This is a genomic window from Pseudoalteromonas sp. A22 (genome assembly GCF_018141345.1).
Taxonomy (GTDB): domain Bacteria; phylum Pseudomonadota; class Gammaproteobacteria; order Enterobacterales; family Alteromonadaceae; genus Pseudoalteromonas; species Pseudoalteromonas maricaloris.
In genome coordinates, this window is record NZ_CP047238.1 from 3309113 (window position 1) to 3329404 (window position 20292).

At 43.6% G+C, this 20292-nt stretch carries 20 protein-coding genes; 6 read left to right on the top strand and 14 right to left on the bottom strand.

Annotated features, from left to right (window positions below):
* Positions 1 to 543 (top strand): DUF1415 domain-containing protein, encoded by a 543-nt coding sequence (locus tag GSF04_RS19750; protein ID WP_211858539.1) that lies wholly within the window; start codon positions 1 to 3, stop codon positions 541 to 543.
* Positions 544 to 610: 67 nt separating this feature from the next.
* Here the strand turns inward: GSF04_RS19750 and GSF04_RS19755 are convergent, their stop codons facing one another.
* The 4 genes from GSF04_RS19755 to purL all read right to left on the bottom strand — a co-directional run bounded on the left by GSF04_RS19755 (position 611) and on the right by purL (position 7665).
* Complete coding sequence (locus tag GSF04_RS19755) at positions 611 to 931, bottom strand: YdbL family protein (protein ID WP_017216535.1); 321 nt, start codon at positions 929 to 931, stop codon at positions 611 to 613.
* Positions 932 to 940: 9 nt separating this feature from the next.
* Positions 941 to 1120: a YnbE family lipoprotein gene (locus GSF04_RS19760; protein WP_010374602.1), complete on the bottom strand. Its 180-nt coding sequence runs from the start codon at positions 1118 to 1120 to the stop codon at positions 941 to 943.
* A gap of 3 nt (positions 1121 to 1123) precedes the next feature.
* Complete coding sequence (locus tag GSF04_RS19765; RefSeq protein ID WP_211858541.1) at positions 1124 to 3676, bottom strand: YdbH domain-containing protein; 2553 nt, start codon at positions 3674 to 3676, stop codon at positions 1124 to 1126.
* Positions 3677 to 3780: 104 nt separating this feature from the next.
* On the bottom strand, positions 3781 to 7665 hold the full coding sequence (gene purL / locus GSF04_RS19770) for a phosphoribosylformylglycinamidine synthase (RefSeq protein WP_211858543.1): 3885 nt from the start codon (positions 7663 to 7665) through the stop codon (positions 3781 to 3783).
* Positions 7666 to 7866: 201 nt separating this feature from the next.
* On the opposite strand from purL, the gene mltF reads away from it, so the two are divergent.
* Together mltF and GSF04_RS19780 are read left to right on the top strand one after the other, a co-directional pair.
* Positions 7867 to 9297, top strand: coding sequence for a membrane-bound lytic murein transglycosylase MltF (gene mltF, locus GSF04_RS19775; protein ID WP_211858545.1), 1431 nt, complete (start codon positions 7867 to 7869; stop codon positions 9295 to 9297).
* A 129-nt stretch (positions 9298 to 9426) separates the two neighbouring features.
* Positions 9427 to 9609, top strand: a complete 183-nt coding sequence (locus GSF04_RS19780; protein ID WP_010374594.1) for a hypothetical protein — start codon at positions 9427 to 9429, stop codon at positions 9607 to 9609.
* On the opposite strand, the gene tadA is transcribed toward GSF04_RS19780, so the two are convergent.
* A complete protein-coding gene (gene tadA / locus GSF04_RS19785) occupies positions 9606 to 10106 on the bottom strand; it encodes a tRNA adenosine(34) deaminase TadA (protein ID WP_130163438.1) in 501 nt (166 codons plus the stop codon). The genes GSF04_RS19780 and tadA overlap by 4 nt on opposite strands.
* 259 nt (positions 10107 to 10365) lie before the next feature.
* Here tadA and GSF04_RS19790 point away from each other — a divergent pair, with 259 nt between their 5' ends.
* Complete coding sequence (locus tag GSF04_RS19790; protein ID WP_010374590.1) at positions 10366 to 11670, top strand: inosine/guanosine kinase; 1305 nt, start codon at positions 10366 to 10368, stop codon at positions 11668 to 11670.
* Between the two features lie 82 nt (positions 11671 to 11752).
* Here the strand turns inward: GSF04_RS19790 and glsB are convergent, their stop codons facing one another.
* From glsB to rplU, 7 genes are all read right to left on the bottom strand, one after another.
* The gene (gene glsB, locus GSF04_RS19795; protein WP_010374588.1) at positions 11753 to 12670 is read right to left on the bottom strand and encodes a glutaminase B; all 918 of its coding nucleotides are present in this window, start codon (positions 12668 to 12670) and stop codon (positions 11753 to 11755) included.
* 86 nt (positions 12671 to 12756) lie between these two features.
* On the bottom strand, positions 12757 to 13113 hold the full coding sequence (gene raiA / locus GSF04_RS19800; protein ID WP_010374586.1) for a ribosome-associated translation inhibitor RaiA: 357 nt from the start codon (positions 13111 to 13113) through the stop codon (positions 12757 to 12759).
* A 229-nt stretch (positions 13114 to 13342) separates the two neighbouring features.
* Entirely contained in the window at positions 13343 to 13714 is a 372-nt protein-coding gene (locus GSF04_RS19805; protein ID WP_211858548.1) for a DUF3718 domain-containing protein, read from the bottom strand.
* A 79-nt stretch (positions 13715 to 13793) separates the two neighbouring features.
* A complete protein-coding gene (gene folA / locus GSF04_RS19810; RefSeq protein WP_069022784.1) occupies positions 13794 to 14285 on the bottom strand; it encodes a type 3 dihydrofolate reductase in 492 nt (163 codons plus the stop codon).
* A gap of 379 nt (positions 14286 to 14664) precedes the next feature.
* Entirely contained in the window at positions 14665 to 15822 is a 1158-nt protein-coding gene (cgtA, locus tag GSF04_RS19815; protein WP_211858550.1) for an Obg family GTPase CgtA, read from the bottom strand.
* Positions 15823 to 15991: 169 nt separating this feature from the next.
* Positions 15992 to 16249 (bottom strand): 50S ribosomal protein L27, encoded by a 258-nt coding sequence (gene rpmA / locus GSF04_RS19820; protein WP_010374578.1) that lies wholly within the window; start codon positions 16247 to 16249, stop codon positions 15992 to 15994.
* 19 nt (positions 16250 to 16268) lie between these two features.
* Positions 16269 to 16580, bottom strand: a complete 312-nt coding sequence (rplU, locus tag GSF04_RS19825; protein ID WP_010374575.1) for a 50S ribosomal protein L21 — start codon at positions 16578 to 16580, stop codon at positions 16269 to 16271.
* Between the two features lie 417 nt (positions 16581 to 16997).
* Here rplU and ispB point away from each other — a divergent pair, with 417 nt between their 5' ends.
* On the top strand, positions 16998 to 17969 hold the full coding sequence (gene ispB / locus GSF04_RS19830) for an octaprenyl diphosphate synthase (RefSeq protein WP_211858552.1): 972 nt from the start codon (positions 16998 to 17000) through the stop codon (positions 17967 to 17969).
* A 49-nt stretch (positions 17970 to 18018) separates the two neighbouring features.
* Here the strand turns inward: ispB and GSF04_RS19835 are convergent, their stop codons facing one another.
* Positions 18019 to 18291, bottom strand: a complete 273-nt coding sequence (locus GSF04_RS19835) for an oxidative damage protection protein (protein ID WP_010379401.1) — start codon at positions 18289 to 18291, stop codon at positions 18019 to 18021.
* 65 nt (positions 18292 to 18356) lie between these two features.
* Positions 18357 to 19418, bottom strand: coding sequence for an A/G-specific adenine glycosylase (gene mutY / locus GSF04_RS19840; protein ID WP_039491416.1), 1062 nt, complete (start codon positions 19416 to 19418; stop codon positions 18357 to 18359).
* A 144-nt stretch (positions 19419 to 19562) separates the two neighbouring features.
* Here mutY and trmB point away from each other — a divergent pair, with 144 nt between their 5' ends.
* Positions 19563 to 20288 (top strand): tRNA (guanosine(46)-N7)-methyltransferase TrmB, encoded by a 726-nt coding sequence (gene trmB / locus GSF04_RS19845; protein ID WP_211858554.1) that lies wholly within the window; start codon positions 19563 to 19565, stop codon positions 20286 to 20288.
* Positions 20289 to 20292 lie beyond the last annotated feature (4 nt).

Genomic DNA, 20292 nt, shown 5'->3' on the forward strand with positions numbered 1-20292 from the left:
ATGAATACAGTCATCTCTACAATGCAAAACTGGGTTAGCCAAGTCATTGTAAAATACAACTTTTGCCCGTTTGCTCGACAGGAAGTTGAAAGTAACAGCATTCATTATTTCGTGTCTCAAGCGATAAGCCACGACGATGCCGTGATGGATATGTTAGAGCAGTGCTCAGAGTTAAACCATGAGCCAGAGCGAGAAACAACACTAGTTATATTTGATAAAGGTTTTAGCAATTTTGACGACTTTTTGGATCTCGTCGACCTAGCAAACGCTTTATTAGTCGCGCAAGGGTTTGAAGGCACCTATCAAATTGCTACTTTTCACCCAGATTATGTTTTCGCTGATAGCGATGAGCATGACGCAGCAAACTACACTAACCGCGCGCCCTACCCGACACTCCACTTGATCCGCGAAGAAAGTATGGCTCAGGCATTAGTAGAGTATGACGATCCTGAACAGATCCCAGAAAATAATATTCGCCTCGCAAGGCGTAAAGGGGAAGCGTTTTGGCTGCATTTGCTTCAGCAATGCCACAAAGCTAAATAACCTAAGCTTCGGATAAATAGTCAAAAGGCTGGTTTAGCCAGCCTTTTCTTGTAAGATTTTGGAAGTATTACTTTTTCACCCAGCTGCCATTGACTTGAATATAATGGCCTGAATGCGTTTTGTTATACGCTTTTTTAGCAGCTAAGGCTTCCACTTGCTCAAGGGTAATACCGTTCTTTTTCGCTAATTGCTGGTATTTTTCTTTGCGCTTTTCATTCACTTCATCAACTAGCTGCTGCACACCTTGGCCATTTTTAACTACGCCAAGATAGCCCGATGTAGTTTCGCCAACTAAACCCTGTGATTTAGCATCGTCAATGGAAATTGCGAATGCGGCGAAACTCATACTGAGCCCAATAATTAGGGTAGAGATTGCTTTTAGCTTCATAAATCCTCCTTAGAATAGCTCGCTGTCTTCGCTGAATAAATTGTCGAGTTCTTTATCCACCTTCACGCGGATCTCATGATCTACTTTTACATTTAAGTTGATCGTAATAGGCTCTTTGGTTTCTACTTGCACCTTATGAGTACAAGCGCTCAATACCAATAAAGCTGATATCACTAGCATCCATTTCATTCACTAACGCTCCTCTTTATTTAACGCATTTTCCACTTCGCGCGTAATCTCGTCGCTTAAGCGTAGGGCTCGTAATAAGGTAAACACATTTTCTGAGTGTGTATAGTTAAAGTTTACTGGTTGTTGTTGGAGTTTGTTAATTCCTGTAATTTTAACATCTAAGTCCAACCAACCGTCTTCACTTAAATTTACGCCACTACTCAATTGCTCAATGGTCAACTCGTCAAGTACACCGATCACCGTTTGTAAGCTAGGTTGCTGCTCTTTTAGCGCATTAATTGATGCATTGTTTTCCACCTTTAACAGCCCCTCACCAACACTGTGTATTTTACCAGAGTCAATTCGCACACCCGATGAAGAGAGTTGCACTGGTAATGTCCCCGAGATTAGCCCTTTCAGCTCGACGCCCGCATCATGCCCTGAGGCGGCAATAAGATCCAAACTCAGTTTATCTAGCGATACCTGAACGACCTGCGGCGTTGGGACCAAACTAACTTCATCAACCCCCACGTTACCGGCAAAAACCTGTGCGTTAATATCTTTCAGTTTAGCCACGCCTGCTTCGCTGAGTAGTTGGCCTGTTATTGCTTGAACGATAACACCAGCTCTCAACTCTTCAACACTCAGTGTGGTTGGCTTGAGTTGAATATTAGCTGAACTTAATAGACCAAAGACATCAATCGTTGCATTTTGAATAAGCCGTTCATTAAATAACGCAGAGCCGTTTTGAACGCTCCCGTCTAAGGTAAATATGCGCGTGGATAAATCCCCTTCGAGTACTGCATAGAAGTTACCATGGGTAATTTTTAAGTTCGGTAAAAGCGCGTCAATATATGGCTGAAGTTGAGTGAGCTGCTGCGCGGGCACATGTATTTGTACTGGATGTTTTAAGCTTGAATATTGATGCTCAAGCAACGCCTTTACACCATCAATATTAATCACATGTGACGCCATCAATCCGCGGCTTTGCTGCCCTTTGCTGTCAATGCTCACGTTTTTCAAACTGAGATCAGCTAAGTTAACTTCTGCTACCTTAGTATTGCCCGACAAGGTTGAAAAGATTTCTCCGGTCGCGACTGAGCCTTGCCAGTGCAGTGTCTGCGCAAACTCATTCAGTTTATAACTCTGCTGTTGTATCTGTGCACTGGTTAAGGTGAGGTTGATATCAAAATCATGCGTAGGCTCAAGCACAACTCGCCCGCTCAACGCACTCTGTTTTGCTGTTACATTCTCAACACTCAGGTTTTGCAGTTTTGAATCAAGCGTTATCGCAAAACTCATTCCTTCAGGTAAGACTCTGTGTAGTAGATGTCCACTTTTGAATTTTGTCACATCTAGCTGCGCATGTAAGTCAAGCGTCAGAGATGGATTATCAATCACCAAATCTGATGTCGACAACTGGGTTGAGAATATGCTCGGCTGAGCCTCAATTGTAATTAGCTCGGTTGGATCACCCAATATTTTGAAGCGGCTATTGAGCTCAAGATTCTCAGCAATAACATCTTGCAGTGTAAGCTTTTGAATGTCACTTGTGATTTCCCCGCTCATATTAACAAAATTTGGTCGCGCACTCAGCGCTCCAGCCAGTGTATGCGCGCCCCACTTATCATCGGAAAATTCAAGGCGAATATCACCATTGACGAAAAGCTCAGTTAAGTCGACTGCCAACTCGTTAACTTCAAGTTGTAACGGTTTATCTTTACCTGTCACTTGAAGTAAACCTGTCGCAATTGAATCCGCAGAAATAGTAATTTCACTCGGTATACGAAGCTGCCAAGTGGTCGGTAACAGTTTGTTATATTCAGAAGTAAGACAATTAAGCGTTGATTTCGCTGAAATCGGCTCGGCAAGTGCTATCTTCCCCTGCTGTGTGGCTAAATCATAGCGCCCTGACACAGCGCCTATATACGCAACGGTACCTTTACACTCAGCCTGTTCAAGCGCCACTAAAGTTTCAAGTTCTAGCTCTGCGTCCATAGCTAGACCATCGAATTCAAGTTGGCTAGTTCCTGAAAGGGCTTGGATCTGAGGAGGTAACAAAGCGCTGAGGTACTCGCCACTAAGATCAATATTTGCAGCAATACGCTCTGGCTGCAACGTAACTTCTACAGCGATGTCACCTGAAACTACAAATTGATTCAGCTCGGACTCCGAAATCGACACAACTAATGGCTTTGGTAATGGCTCGCCAGATATAGAGAGCTTGGTTACATGCATTTTGGGTCTGGTGATGTCGAGTGGTAATGCGAGGCGCTGTGGCCGAGTTGCATCTGACTTTTTGGGCGGAAGAAGTTGCATGTCCGCTTTTTCAATATTAACTTGGCGCATGCTTAGTTGCGCATCATAAAGCTGGGCATTAAACGCATCTGTCTGCACACATGCTTTTGCAATATGGATACGATTGAAGCCCGACAAACGCCAGTCAAGACAACTGACCTGAAGTTCATTAACGGGTATAAAATGTTTAATGGCCCAGAGCGACAAAGGAACTCTGGCAAGGTAAACACCCACGAAAACACTGAGTATCAACACTAAGCTCCAAAGCCATTTTTTCATTCGTATCCCTAAAATATGATTGGTATTTCCCTTTCAGTGTACCCGATAGATAATTATCGAGCTATGAATAAAAAAGGCCACCGAAGTGACCTTTTTTAATTTCGTTAGCCTACTAGCTTACGCGCATTGCGGAACATACGCATCCAAGGGCTATCTTCTTGCCACTCATCTGGGTGCCAAGAGTTTGCTACTGCTCTGAATACACGCTCAGGGTGCGGCATCATCACAGTTGCACGACCGTCTGTTGAGGTCATGCCCGTAATACCAGCAGGAGAGCCATTCGGGTTAGCTGGGTACTGAGTGGTTGGATCACCGTAGTTATCAACAAACTTCACAGCAACTGAACCTGAATTCAGTGCCGTTTGTATCGCCGCTTCGCTTGCAAACTCAGCATGACCTTCACCATGTGATACCGCGATTGGCATGCGAGAGCCAGCCATACCATCAAAGAAGATTGACGGGCTTTGCTGTACTTCAACTAAGCTGAAACGCGCTTCAAAACGCTCTGACTTGTTGGTGACAAAACGCGGCCAGTTTTCCGTGCCAGGGATCAACTCTTTTAATGTAGAAAGCATCTGACAGCCATTACACACACCTAAGCTGAAAGTATCTTGGCGTTGGAAGAAGCCTTGGAATTGCTCGCGTGCTGAGTCATGGAATAGAATTGATTTAGCCCAGCCTTCACCAGCACCTAAAACGTCACCGTATGAGAAGCCACCACATGCCACTAGGCCTTTGAATTGCTCTAGTGTTAAGCGACCTTCAAGGATATCGCTCATGTGTACGTCGATTGCCGCAAAACCAGCACGGTTAAATGCTGCCGCCATTTCGATATGTGAGTTAACGCCTTGCTCACGCAAGATGGCAACTTGAGGCTTCACCCCTTTTGCAATGTAAGGCGCTGCGATATCTTCGTTTAGATCAAAGCTTAGTTTAACGTTAAGTCCCGGATCTTTGTCATCGAACTTAGCGTCAAACTCTTGCTTCGCGCAATCGGGGTTATCACGTAGTGCTTGCATCTGGTAAGTTGTCTCAGCCCAGATAGTGCGAAGCTCTGTGCGAGTATTTTCAAGTACTGCCTGACCGCCACGAGTAAAGATAACCTTGTCTTCACTGTTTAGCGTACCGATGCGATGTGCAATATCAGCAATACCGTGCTCAGCAAATACCGCTTCAACCGCAGCGATATCGTCATTGCGAACTTGCAATACTGCGCCAAGCTCTTCATTGAATAACACTTCTAAGTCTGTACCTTGCAGCGCATCTAATTCAATGCTCACACCTGTGTGGCCTGCGAACGCCATTTCCGCAGCAGTGGTGAATAGACCACCGTCAGAGCGGTCGTGGTAAGCGATAAGCTTGCCTGACTCAACTAATGCTTGTACCGCATTGTAGAAGCCTTTTAACAGCTCAGGGCTGTCAACATCAGGTGTCTTGTCGCCAAGTTGCTTGTACACTTGCGCTAAGCTTGACGCACCAAGACGGTTTTGACCAGCACCTAAGTCAAGTAGGAATAGGCTGGTTTCACCCTTATCAGTACGAAGCTCAGGCGTGACTGTTTTGCGAATATCCTCAACACGACCAAATGCAGTGATGATAAGTGATAATGGCGCAGTCACTGACTTTTCTTCGCCATTCTCATCCCACTGAGTCTTCATCGACATTGAATCTTTACCAACTGGGATTGTAAGGCCTAATGCAGGACATAATTCTTCACCAACCGCTTTAACCGCTTCGTAAAGACCCGCATCTTCGCCAGGGTGACCCGCAGCCGCCATCCAGTTTGCCGAAAGCTTAATGTTGTTTAGGCTACCGATATTAGCACCAGCGATATTGGTTAACGCTTCTGCTACTGCTAGACGCGCTGATGCACCATAGTTAAGTAGTGCTGCAGGGGTGCGTTCACCCATCGACATCGCTTCACCGTGGTAAGTATCGTAAGTTGCCGCCGTTACCGCACAGTTAGCGACTGGTACCTGCCAAGGGCCAACCATTTGGTCACGTGCAACCAAACCCGTTACGGTTCTGTCACCAATCGTGATAAGGAATGTTTTCTCAGCAATCGTTGGTAGGCGAAGCAAACGCTTAGCAGCATCTTCAAGCTCAATACCCGCAGTATCTAATGCTGTACCCACTACACGCTTTGACTCAACGTCACGATGCATTTTAGGTGGCTTGCCAAGTAATACGTCCAGTGGCAGGTCCACAGGATTATTATCAAAGTGGCTATCAGCGACTGTTAGATGACGCTCTTCTGTCGCTTCACCAATTACCGCATATTGTGCGCGCTCACGCTTACAAATTGCTTCAAAGCGAGCAAAGTCTTCTGCTGCAACGGCCAATACATAACGCTCTTGCGACTCGTTACACCAGATTTCGTGTGGTGCCATGCCAGGTTCATCGTTCGGGATGTTACGCAGTTGGAACTTACCACCACGGCCGCCGTCGTCGACAAGCTCAGGAAATGCATTTGATAAACCACCCGCGCCCACATCGTGAATAAACGCAATTGGGTTATCATCACCAAGCTGCCAACATTTGTCGATCACTTCCTGACAACGACGTTCCATCTCAGGGTTTTCGCGCTGAACAGAAGCAAAGTCTAAATCTTCGTTTGATTGGCCAGATGCCATTGATGAAGCAGCCCCGCCGCCAAGCCCGATGTTCATTGCAGGACCACCAAGTGCGATTAACTTAGCACCTACAGGGATTGAGCCTTTTTGCACGTGATCTTCACGGATGTTACCTAAACCACCAGCGATCATGATTGGCTTGTGGTAACCACGTACTTCAGCGCCATTGTGGCTTTCTACTTTTTCTTCGTAAGTACGGAAGTAACCCAATAGGTTTGGACGACCAAATTCGTTGTTAAATGCAGCGCCACCAAGTGGGCCATCAAGCATAATGTCTAATGCATTAACAATGCGTCCTGGTTTACCAAAGTTAGTTTCCCAAGGTTGCTCGAAACCTGGAATACGAAGGTTAGAAACCGTGAAGCCAACTAAACCTGCTTTTGGCTTAGAACCACGACCGGTTGCACCTTCATCGCGGATCTCACCACCTGAACCTGTTGATGCGCCAGAAAATGGGGCAATCGCCGTTGGGTGGTTGTGCGTTTCCACTTTCATCAGAATGTGGATATCTTCCTCGTGGTAAGCATATTCGCCGTCTGTATTTGGGAAGAAACGACCCGCTTTAGAGCCAACCATTACCGCAGCGTTATCTTTATACGCCGACAATACGTTGTCACTATTGGTTTCGTAGGTGTTTTTAATCATTTTAAACAGCGACTTAGGCTGTTCTACACCATCGATAGTCCAATCAGCATTGAAAATTTTGTGACGACAGTGCTCAGAGTTTGCTTGAGCGAACATGAACAGTTCGATGTCATTAGGGTTACGGCCAAGCTTTTCAAAGCTTTCTACCAAGTAGTCAATTTCGTCATCAGCAAGTGCAAAGCCTTGCTCAACGTTCGCAACCGCGAGTGCTTCACGGCCACCGCCAAGAATATCCACCGAAGACATTGGGCGAGGCGTTTCCGTGCGGAATAATTTAGCTGCATCATCAAGCTCTGCATGAACAGATTCGGTCATGCGGTCATGAAGTAACTGTGCAACTTCTTCGAACTGAGCTTGTGTTAGTTCACCCTCAACATAATAAGCAATACCACGCTCAACACGGTGTACTTGTGTAAGACCACAGTTGTTTGCAATATCTGTCGCTTTAGAAGCCCAAGGAGAGATAGTTCCGATCCTTGGTGTTACCAAGATCAGTTTGCCCTCTGGCGTGTGCTCCGTAATAGTCGGTCCATACTTTAACAGGCTGTTTAGCTTAGTTAACTCAGCCTCTGAAAGCTCAGCCGTTAGATCAGCAAAATGCATGAACTCGGCATAAACATTGGTAACTGGTAATTGAGCTGCAGCGCAGGTTTTAAGGATCTTTTGGACTTTGAAATCTGAAAGTGCAGGTGCACCACGTAGGATTAACATAGGTATTTTCATCCGGGGTTAAGGATTGAACGATATCTTTGGGCGCTCATTATAGTGGAAATAGCGCGCGGAATTAACACTAATTTGTCAAAACTAGAAAATATCATGCAAATCTATCATTACCTTAAGTTAATTCGGCTTTTGCAATTATGATTTTGCTGCGGTAAGTTGGGATTTCGAGCGCAAAAGAGAACCTAGGTCATGTTTAAATACGTCTTTATGTGCTTTGTTGTCATCTGTTTAGTTGGGTGCGACAAAGCCCCTCTTAATCAGTTGCAACATGTAAAACAAAATAAGGTATTACGTGTTGGCACGCTCGCGGGCCCGGGAAACTACTACCAAGGCACCACTGGAGAACAAGGGTTCGAATATGAACTGGCGAGTGAATTTGCCAATGAGCTTGGTGTTGAATTACACATTGTTCCTTACTTTAACTTAGATGAGTTGTTTGCAAGGCTAGATGCCGGAGACTTAGATATCGTCGCCTCCGCGGTGAGCTTTCACCCATCAAGAACAGCGCAATATCGTTTTGGCCCAACGTATAGAATGATCAGTCAAAAACTCGTGTACAAACAAGGGAGAGAGTGGCCAAGAGACTTTGATGATATTAAAGCGCCAATTACCGTACTTGCACACAGCAATCATGTTATTGCGCTTGAAGAGGCGAAAACAAGCCACCCTCATTTGAGTTGGGAGGTTGTTTCAGATAAAGGTGAGGAAGAGCTGCTTCAGGCCATCATTGATGGAGAGATTGACTACACCATTACAGACTCACATTCACTGGCCCTATTTAGACGCTACCACCCGACCGTCAGTATTGCGTTTTCAGTTACAAAAGATGAACATGTGGCGTGGATGATGCGTAACGAAAAAGACGATTCGTTATATGCATTGCTGCCTGCATTTTTCGCTCGAGTACAGCAAAACAACTTTTTGGCCACACTCGAAGAGAAGTATTTTGGTCATATCGAAGAGTTTAACTATGTAAACACCCTAGCTTTTGTCGAAGCTGTACATAGTACCTTACCCACCTATCTCAAGTGGTTCAAAAGTTATTCGAAACAGCACAATATCGATTGGCGTTTGCTGGCTGCAGTCAGCTATCAAGAATCAATGTGGGATCCCAGAGCTAAGTCTCCAACTGGGGTTCGTGGCATCATGATGCTAACACAACCCACGGCTAAAAAAGTTGGCGTGACAAACCGCCTCAATGCACAGCAAAATATTGAAGGTGGCGCCAAATACCTACGTATTTTATTCGACCGTATGCCTGAAGAAATACAGCAGCCCGATAGTACTTGGCTTGCCCTTGCTTCTTACAATGTGGGCTGGGGACATGTGCGAGATGCACGTAACATTACTGCGGATCAAGGAGGCGATCCGAATAACTGGGCTGACGTTAAAAAACGACTACCACTACTTACTAAAAAGCGCTACTATCGAAATACACAATATGGATATGCTCGTGGTGATGTCGCGGTAACGTATGTAGATAATATTCGCCGCTATTATGATGCACTAGTGTGGTTGGAAGACAACGGTGCACTCCTACCTGACAGCAGTAAAGCCTCTTCGCAAACGACTCCGGTTGATAATCCAGACAAAGCCAGTGAAGTCGAGAAGCAACAGTAATTTATATTTACTAAACTGGCTTGATAAATGCTTCAAAAGGTCATAAATCTGTCATAGGCATAGCGTATTTATACTAAATTAATATTTGGGGGCGTTACCCCCACCTAATCTCTCACATTCGGAGGTTCTATGTTGAGAAGACGTCGGAATCATCAATTTAAACGTAACACCAAATACACGTCGCCAAATCGCCGTCGTGTCATGATGAAAAATGCACACCGTAAAATGCTCTTGCGCCATCGTATTTTTGCGCTAATTCAAATGGAAGAGCAAAGGGACGCGAAAACAGCCACTGCGGTAGTACAACCCTAAGTACTACCGTTTTTCAACTTTTTTGCAGCTTTAATCTCTTGGCGTCTGCGCTTAAAAAATGCAGACAGCTTTTCGCCACATGTCTCACCCAGTACGCCCGATGTAACTTCTAGTTGGTGGTTGAGCTTTTCATGCTGTAACAAGTTCATTATCGAACCAGCAGCGCCCGTTTTTGCATCCGAGGCACCAAACACCACTCGGCTCAAGCGGCTATGGACCAGTAAACCAGCACACATAGGACATGGCTCAAGCGTCACATATAAAGTGCAATCAATCAGCCGATAATTTTCAACGACTTTGCCAGCTTCTCGAATAGCCATCATTTCAGCGTGAGCCGAAGGATCATGACAGGTAATTGAACGGTTCCAGCCCGCAGCTATCATTTCACCATCTTTCACTACAACAGCGCCGACAGGAATTTCGTTTTCGGCTTCAGCTTTGTCAGCAAATGCTAACGCCACTTTCATCCAATATTGATCATCTTTTACTTCTGACATGGTAATTTTATAGTCGTCCTCACCTAAAATGGAGTATATCACCTCCAGCAGAGCTCCGGTTAAGCTGCTATTCTTAAATAATCATAGTCACCAATACAGCTGTTTTTATAAGCAAACTCAGGATGTTACCAACATCTTTTTAATATTTTGCGGACATTATTGATAATTTTCGCAATTTTGCCGTGGCTCACAGGGTTGGATTTACGCTATAATTCGCCGCTTTTTTTATTTCGTAAGCTCAAAAACACACGGGTAGAATATGAAATTTCCGGGACGCCGTAGGCATAAACACTATTTTCCGGTGGAAGATAAAGATCCGCTTATTAACCAGTTACACGCTGATGATCGGCTAAAAAGGAGCTATATCTGTGGTATAGATCAAATCGTCGTTGATATCGAAGCGAAAGTGGATCAAGCTTTTCTTGATGAATTCCACTTACAGCGTGGTATGTCACAAGTGATAGACAATGATGTCACCAACGCCCTTTATGATAGGCTAAAACGTGATGACATGATCGACTATGAATTTGCTGGCGGTACCATAGGTAACACCATGCACAACTATTCAGTGCTAGCGGATGACCGCTCAGTTCTGCTTGGGGTGATGAGTGAAAACATAAAGATTGGCAGCTACGCCTATAAATTTTTATGTAACACCTCAAGCCGAGTTGATCTGGACTACTTGCAGCCAGTTGATGGCCCTATTGGTCGTTGTTTTACGCTTATCGATGACAGTGGTGAGCGAACTTTTGCTATCAGCGCAGGATTAATGAACCACCTACGTCCTGAGTCTATTTGCCAAACGCTTATCGAAGAATCATCGGCGTTAGTGATCAGCGCTTATTTGATGCGCACGAGTGGCGACGAAACCATGACACAAGCAACGATGCAGGCGGTTGAGTATGCCAATAATGCTGGCATACCCGTAGTATTGACGCTTGGCACTAAGTTCTTAATTGAACAAGACCCCAAGTGGTGGGCTGACTTCGTTGCTAAACATGTTGATATCCTTGCAATGAATGAAGAAGAAGGTGAGGCAATCACAGGCTTTAGCGATCCACTTCTCGCCGCAGATAAAGCACTGGACTGGGTTGATTTGGTCATTTGTACCGCAGGCCCTAAAGGGCTGTTTATGGCGGGTTATGTTGATGACAGCTGCAAGCGTGTGACTGAATACCCGTTGCTGCCTGGTGCTATTCCTGAATTTAATCGCTACGAATTCTCACGCGCGATGAAAAAAGCCCAATGTGAACAACCGATCAGAGCATACAGCCATACCGCTCCTTACATGGGTGGACCGGATATCATCAAGAATACGAATGGTGCCGGTGACTGTGCCCTTGCCGCTGTTCTGCATGATATTTGCGCCAATGAATATCATAAGCTAAATGTCCCAAACTCGGCGAAGCATGAACAAAGTGCTATTACCTATTCATCTTTGGCACAGATAAGCAAATATGCAAACCGTGCAAGCTATGAGGTACTCGTTCAGCATTCACCCAGATTATCTCGAGGCCTACCTGAGCGTGAAGACTCACTAGAGCAATCATACTGGGAACAATAACGATCCTTAGACTGTTTAGGATTGGTAAAATAGCGACTTCGGTCGCTATTTTTATATCATCTAGTGTGTATATTACTTGCTATCAAAAAATAGCAGTACCAAGTTCATTGGATAGATATTCTAATGCCGCGATCCCAGCCAAAGAGTTACCAACTTTATCAAGCCCAGGCGACCAGACCGAAATTGTAAAACGATTCGGCACAATAGCGATTATTGCCCCCCCGACACCTGACTTGCCAGGCATTCCTACTCGATAACCAAAGTCACCTGCTGCATCGTAAAGACCACTCGTAAACAACAGCGAGTTCATTTGCTTGGTTTGTTTTTTGGTTAGTATCCGCTGTTTTGATAAGTTGCAGTAACCCTGACTAGACAGATAGGAAAATGACTTCGCTAACTCAGTGGTATTCATTTCAATTGCACAAAAATTGAAATATGACCACAACACATCCTCGACTTCATTATTAAAATTGCCAAATGACTTCATCAAATAAGCCATCGCTGCATTTCTATACCTGTGATCATACTCAGACTGCGCCACAACCTTATTAATACACAGCTTGTCGTTACCAGACATCGCTCTGTAGCTTTCTAGCATGGTATGAATTGGAGCAGATAAACGAGAGTACAGCGCATCACAAGTTACAATGGCACCTGCATTTATAAAGGGATTTCTTGGAATACCATTTTCGAACTCAAGCTGGGTTAAGGAGTTAAAAGCAGTACCCGAAGGCTCTTTCCCTACCCGACTCCACAACTCGTCACCATAGCGCTGCAGTGCTAGCGTCAATGTCATTACTTTGGATACTGATTGAATTGTAAATCTGGCTTCAGTATCTCCAGCACTAAATGTTTCGCCATCTACCGTGTGCAGTGAAACAGAAAATTGTTCTAACGGCTGCTCAGCTAAAGCGGGAATATAGTTAGCAACTTTGCCTTGGCGTAACAACGGTTGAACTCGCTGTGCAGCCTGCTCTAAAATTTCTTGGTAATTTGGCATATGCTCGTAATTAAGGCTAGCTAGGATGATTGGAGAAGTGTATCAAAAAAGGCCCCGTAGGGCCTGATGTTTATCTGAAACTAAGGTTATTTCAGTTCCATTTCTTGAATAATCTCGTGCGCAATAGGTGGCGTTGTACTCACCGGCTTCTGATGTTTATTGGCTTTTAACTGACCTTTTCGGTGCTTCAAAGCTGCATCAAGCTTTTTAGACGCTTTAGCAATAGCAGGATACATCACTTCGTCTTCACCTTTTACTGATATTCGGCTACCTGCGTAGTTTGTACTTATCTCCGTATAAAATTGTTTGTGTTCTTTGCTGACGATGATGTCTAGGGATAACAACGACGGAAAATGGTTAGCGATCTTGGCAAACTTTTCATGAACGTGGTTTTTAACAGCATCGGTTACATCTACGTGATGGCCAGATAAATTAATCTTCATATGCAATCCTTCTTTTGCGTTTACCCTTAACAATAGTATTGGCACGATTGCTCGATTTCTCAAGAGCCTTAGCAGAAATTTATTACAAAATTTGGAAGGAAGCTGATTCTAATCAAAAAATAAATAAGGAGAATTAGTGAGGCCTTTGATCTCAAATGTATGTTTATTAGAACTCAGGCATAAAAAAAGCCCTAGCAAGGGCTCTTTTCATATTGCGTAAACTTTACAATTAAAGGCCTGCACGCTCTTTGATGACAGCAATCAATGCTGAATCACCGTGGTTTGACTCAGCCCATGCTAACTCTTTACCATCTTCTAGCGCGCTTTTTGGAATACTTTTAATAATGTACTCGCCCGAATCGACTGCGTTGCTAGCAATAGCATGTCTAAGTAAGTTATTACCGTTGCACTGGATTGCATCGTAAACATTACGCATTTTGAGGCGTGATGTTTTCAAAGCGTTACGAATGCGATTTTTATCGTCCGCTGCGATATATTCACATATAGAAAGCGCCAACTGATCGTTTGCACTTACTGGCTTGCTGAAAGAAAAAGCTGCAACAGCGATAGAAGCTGACAGTAGCACGGTAGTTAATTTCATTACACAGACCCTTTAATACTTTATTCGTAGCATATAACTGGCTATATTTTAGCAACCTAAACAATTGTTAGCAAGAAACTCATAGTTTTTTGTTCAGAGTTACGAATTTATAACTATGGTTATTTCTTTCATCAGGTTCGTTACACTCAGTTTCAAGCACTTCCCATTCAGCAACTTGCTCGTAGTCTGGAAATTGAGTATCTCCTTCAACTTCTAAATCGATGAAGGTCAAATAGAGCCGCTGAGCATAAGGCAGAAATATGTCATATATATGACCACCACCAATTATCATAATTTCGTCACAACCCCTAACAGCACTAAGTGCGGCTTCAGGCGAAGCGAGGACTTCAATACCTTCTTGAGTATAGTCAAGATTTCTGGATATCACTATGTTTCTACGACCAGGAAGAGGCCTACCAATAGACTCAAATGTCTTTCGGCCCATAATCACAGGTTTACCTAGCGTAACCTTTTTGAAATGTTGAAGATCTGCAGGCAAGTGCCACGGCATATCGTTATCTTTTCCGATAATACGGTTATTTGCCATCGCAGCTATCATTGAAATTACCACAACGCACCTTTATAGTATTTTAGTATTAGTTTATACACACAATTAGCATGCAAGATGTTTGATTAACCTGAACTCGAGATAAGAAGTAAGTTAATCCACTAAAATCACTAAGCTCAAAAGCGTAGTATCACTCTTGCCAGAAGTTATTTCTTAATACAAGGTAAATTTGTGCGTCAATAGCTGGCCTATTGCAAACAAATTTAACGCAGTAGTAAGGAATAACAGCTGCTAGAGAACAAGTTGTTATCCCGAGTTCAGGTTGATTAGTATATCATCTTCAACAGAATTGCGGCGAGAATACTGAGTTGAAGTAATATACTGTTCAAATAGGCATAAAAAAGGCCCATATATGGGCCTCTTAGAATAAATTCAATGTAACTTAACGCTCGTAAATAACTTCAACATCGTAGTCGTCGTCATCCCAGTCATCCCAGTCATCATCGTCGCTCTTATCATTTTTAGTTGCATGTCTGTGGTATGTGTCCCACTTAAATTCAACTTCTTCTTGCTGCTCTTCTTCGAATTTATCTTTTGGCATGCTTTCAAGAAGGTTCATGATATCAAAGCACAAAGGTTGCGTATTTAACTTGTTTGCAGCAGAGATCATATAAAAGTTTTCTGCGTCTAGCTCTTCAGCAATACGAGCGCATATTTCTTCTCTTTCTTCTTCAAGCAATAAATCCACTTTATTTAGCACTAACCAACGAGGCTTTTCCGCTAATTTAGGGCTGTACTGATGCAGTTCGTTAATAATAGCGAAGCCATTCTCTACAGGATCACTACCGTCAACCGGCATCACATCAATAATGTGTAATAACACCCGACAGCGTTCTAAATGCTTTAAGAAACGAATACCAAGGCCTGCACCGTCAGCGGCACCTTCAATTAAGCCTGGGATATCAGCAATTACAAATGACTTGCTCGCTTCAGGTCTTACAACACCTAAATTAGGCACTAGCGTGGTAAATGGATAGTCAGCGACTTTTGGTTTAGCGGCAGATACACTGCGGATAAACGTAGATTTACCGGCATTTGGCAAACCTAACAAACCAACGTCTGCAAGCAGCATTAATTCTAAGCGAAGGTTACGAACTTCACCTTGAGTACCCAGCGTTTTCTGTCTTGGTGCGCGATTAGTACTTGACTTAAAACGCGTATTACCAAGACCATGATACCCACCTTTCGCTACGATCAGCTTTTGTCCGTTTTTGGTCAAATCGCCTAAACACTCTTCAGTATCGACATCTGTAACTCTTGTACCAACTGGTACCTTAAGTACTAAGTCCTGACCTTTTTTACCGGTACAATTACGGCCTTGACCATTGGTACCACGCTCAGCCCTGTGAAAGCGTTCAAACTGATAGTCGATAAGCGTATTTAAATTTTCATCAGCCTGCAGGAATACACTACCGCCATCGCCACCATCACCACCGTCTGGGCCACCATCTGGCACAAACTTTTCGCGGCGGAATGAAACGACACCACTGCCCCCATCTCCGGCTTCCGCTCTAATCTCTACTTCATCGACAAACTTCATGGTTTAAACTCTTTAACTCTGTCTGAATTCACTACACCATTATAGCAGCAGCGACAAATCGCTCCTAATACCAATTGTATTAATACGCCTTGATATAGCTAATTTGGTAATTGATGTGCTGAAAACAAAAAACCCCGCCTAAGCGGGGTTTTTTAGTATTTAATACCGATTACTCAGCAACGATGCTAACGTATTTACGGTTTAAAGGACCTTTCTGCTCAAAAACAACTTTACCGTCTGCTTTTGCGAAGATTGTGTGGTCTTTACCGATACCTGCGTTAGAACCAGCGTGGAACTTAGTACCACGTTGACGAACGATGATGCTACCCGCTAGAACTGATTCGCCACCAAAACGTTTAACACCTAAGCGTTTACTTTCTGAATCGCGACCGTTACGAGTACTACCAGCTGCCTTCTTATGTGCCATCTTTCTGTACCTCTAAAAATTAAGCGCTAATGCCAGTGATTTTAACTTCAGTGAACCACTGACGGTGGCCCATCTGCTTACGAGAATGCTTACGACGTCTAAACTTAACAATCTTAATCTTCTCGCCACGACCGTGAGATACAACTTCAGCTGTAATTTTACCACCGTTAACAAACGGTGCACCGATCTCGATCTTTTCACCATCAGCAATTAGAAGTACTGAATCAAATTCAACTGCTGCACCAGTTTCAACGTTTAGCTTTTCTAAACGAATTGTTTGACCTTCAGTCACACGGTGCTGTTTACCACCACTTTGGAAAACCGCGTACATAATTAACTCCGTCTGTGCGCCCTCAAATCGACGCAACTTAATATTCTTCAATAGGGCGCGAAGTTTACGCTAATGCGTATCTTGGCGCAAGAGTAAATTTGAAGAAAGTGAATAAAATTTAGCTCGTATGAGGGCAATCAAATATTTTCCCCTATTCTAGTCAAAAAAATGTCAAAGCCAAGCTCTTTTTTCTCTCAATTCATCAGACAAAAGGCGAATCTATAGTTTACCTAATACAGTACCAAATGAGATTTTACTGTACCTATTTCACCCATTGCGCGACCATTAAAAGCATAAAAAGTAAGCATAAAAACGTTTTTTTATAAGCAACTACGACAATTTATCGAGTCGATGATTTTTTTGTAGTACAATCGCCGAGTTTATTCATTTTCGGTTAATAGATTGGCTCGGAGCGCAATGGATATAAAAACTATCCAAAATTTGGTTGAGCAAGATATGCTTGACGTCAACCAACTTATACATCAACAAATGCAATCTGATGTTGCACTTGTAAAACAGCTAGGTTTATACATTGTAAATAGCGGAGGAAAACGCATCCGCCCAATGTTAGCCCTTTTGGCTGCACGAGCATTAGGTTACGAAGGTGATAAACACATCACACTAGCGACAATTGTAGAGTTTATTCACACAGCAACCTTACTCCACGATGACGTGGTTGATGAGTCATTACTGCGCCGTGGAGAACCGACTGCAAATGCTGAATTTGGAAATGCGGCAAGCGTATTAGTTGGTGACTTTATCTACACTCGTTCATTCCAGTTGATGGTTGGTCTTGGTAATATGGAAGTCATGCAGATCCTAGCGGATGCAACCAATATTATCGCTGAGGGCGAAGTGTTACAGCTAATGAACTGTAATGACCCAGATACAACTGAAAAGAGTTATATGCAGGTTATCTACAGCAAAACGGCGAAGCTATTTGAAGCTGCAACTTTACTACCCGCTGTAGTGCTAGAGCAATCAGACGAAATTAAAACTGCGCTTAAGCTTTACGGTATGCATTTAGGCACAGCCTTCCAACTTGTAGACGATATTCTTGACTACAGTGCTAACGCAGAATTGCTGGGTAAGAATATTGGTGATGATCTCGCCGAGGGTAAACCTACGCTTCCGCTTATTTATGCAATGCAGCATGCAACTGCTCAGCAAACAGCTCAGATCAGAACAGCAATAGAAAGTGGTAATGGGCTTGATTATCTTGACGATATTTTAGCAACACTAGCCGAAACCAAAGCACTTGACTTCACGATGGCTAAAGCCCAAGAAGAAGCCCAAAAAGCGATTGCACAATTGAGCGTTTTACCTGACTCAGTGCATAAAGAAGCACTGATAGGACTTGCCAAGCTTTCTGTGGATAGAGAGTATTAATCGTCCCCTAGCCAGTTTATGAGCTATAAAAAGGTCGCTGATGCGACCTTTATTTTTCTGGTGGCCTGTAGCCTTCAATTTCGACTTCTTTATCTTCAAACAAAAAGCCGACCATCTGCTCTTCAAGCATTTGCCTGTGCTCAGGATCCATCATATTAAGATGCTTTTCGTTGATTAGCATAGTTTGCTTATGCTGCCATTGCTGCCAAGCTTCTTTGGAGATGTTATTAAATATACGTTCACCAACTTCTCCTGGATACAGTTGAAAATCCAGTCCAGGCGCTTCCTTTTGTAACTTTTGACAAAATACCGTACGTGCCATGAGTATCTACCTCTTCAATTTTAATCGTGCACTCAATGAGAGTCAGCACCAGTGATAGCGTCAGTTTACCCTATTGCGGTTAATACTTTAACCAACTTTTTAGTCGGCGCAGCGAGCCCAACCTCTGGCGGGTTATGAGTATCGAACCACAGCAATTGCTGATCATGCACACAATCTGGCATACTTTTTACTTCTACAACCACGGGGGTAATAGTTAACTCAAAATGCGTAAAAATATGCACAAAGGGTTCAAGTGTATTTGTACATTCAAGTTTAAGTTCTTGCTGCTTAATAAACGCGTCTAACTCATCTTGCTCTGCAAACTCAAAAAAGCCGAATAACCCACCCCATATTCCACTCGAAGGGCGCTTCTCCATCAAAACTTTATCACCACATTTAATTATTAAGTGGTGAGTACGCTTTTTTGGTTTCTCTTTTTTGGGTTTAGGGTTTGGAAACTCTTTAACCCGATTATTTTTGAACGCCGAACATTCCTCAACAAGTGGGCAAACATCACAGTTTGGCTTACTTCTGGTACATACGCCTGAACCTAAATCCATCATAGCCTGATTAAACGCTCTTACATCACCGCTTGGCGTGACAGCATCACTCAAAGACCATAACTGATTTTCGACCTTTTTTACTCCGTACCAGCCCTCAACCATATAAAACCTAGCTAAGACCCGCTTAACATTACCATCGAGTATTGGATGATGCTGACCAAGCGCAAGAGAGAGTATCGCACCTGCGGTAGAGCGACCAATGCCCGGTAAGTCCATCACCGCTTCTAATGTTTGTGGGAATTCACCTTTATAGCTATCTCTGATCACTTTTGCAGCTTTATGAAGGTTTCTTGCTCTGGCGTAATAACCAAGCCCAGTCCAATGGTGTAACACTTCATCTTCCGGTGCATCGGCCAATGCAATTACTGTTGGGAAGCGCGCCATAAAGCGCTCAAAATAAGGAATAACTGTGGTTACTTGAGTCTGCTGTAACATCACCTCTGAAATCCATACTTTATACGGTGTTTTTCCGAGTTGCCACGGCAGTGTTTTTCTACCATGAAGGTGATACCAAGACACAACTTGCTCACCAAACCACTTAGCTTGTTGCTGGCTAACTTTCATAAACTTGACTAGTACTTGCTACAAAAGCCGCCAGTGTAATCACAATTGCTTTAATAGTCACCACGTAAAATTTCACTCTATACTTGTTTATTGCCAACTGAATGACGATAATGTGCGACCATTTTCACGAGCATAGAAATGACCATGAACGAATCAAGCAAAAGTGCGCTCGAACAGGCGCAGGAAGAAGGCAAGTACATCAGAAAAGTGCGTAGCTTTGTTAAGCGTGAAGGACGTCTTACTAAAGGCCAAGCAGCATCGCTAGAAAAATGCTGGCCAACAATGGGACTGGAGCACCAACAAGGTTTGCTAGACTTTACAGAAGTATTTGGTAACAGCAATGAAGTCGTTCTTGAGATTGGATTTGGGATGGGCAAGTCTCTCGTTGAGATGGCAAAAAATAACCCACAACAAAACTTTATTGGCATAGAAGTACACCGTCCAGGTGTAGGTGCTTGCTTGATGGATGCAGATGAACAAGGCATCACTAACTTACGTGTTTTTGAACACGATGCAGTTGAAATCTTAGCGGATTGTATCGCTGATGGCAGCCTTGCTAAATTACAGCTATTCTTCCCTGATCCATGGCATAAAAAGCGTCACCACAAACGTCGCATCGTACAACTTGAATTTGCTGAGAAAATACGCCAAAAGCTTAAAGTAGGTGGCGTGTTCCATATGGCAACTGACTGGGAAAACTATGCCGAGCATATGCTTGAAGTGATGAGTGCAGCACCTGGTTATAAAAACCAGTCGCAAAGCAATGATTATGTTCCTCGTCCAGACTTTAGACCGCTTACTAAGTTTGAGCAACGAGGCCATCGTTTAGGACATGGCGTTTGGGATTTAATGTTCGAGCGTACTAGCTAAACAC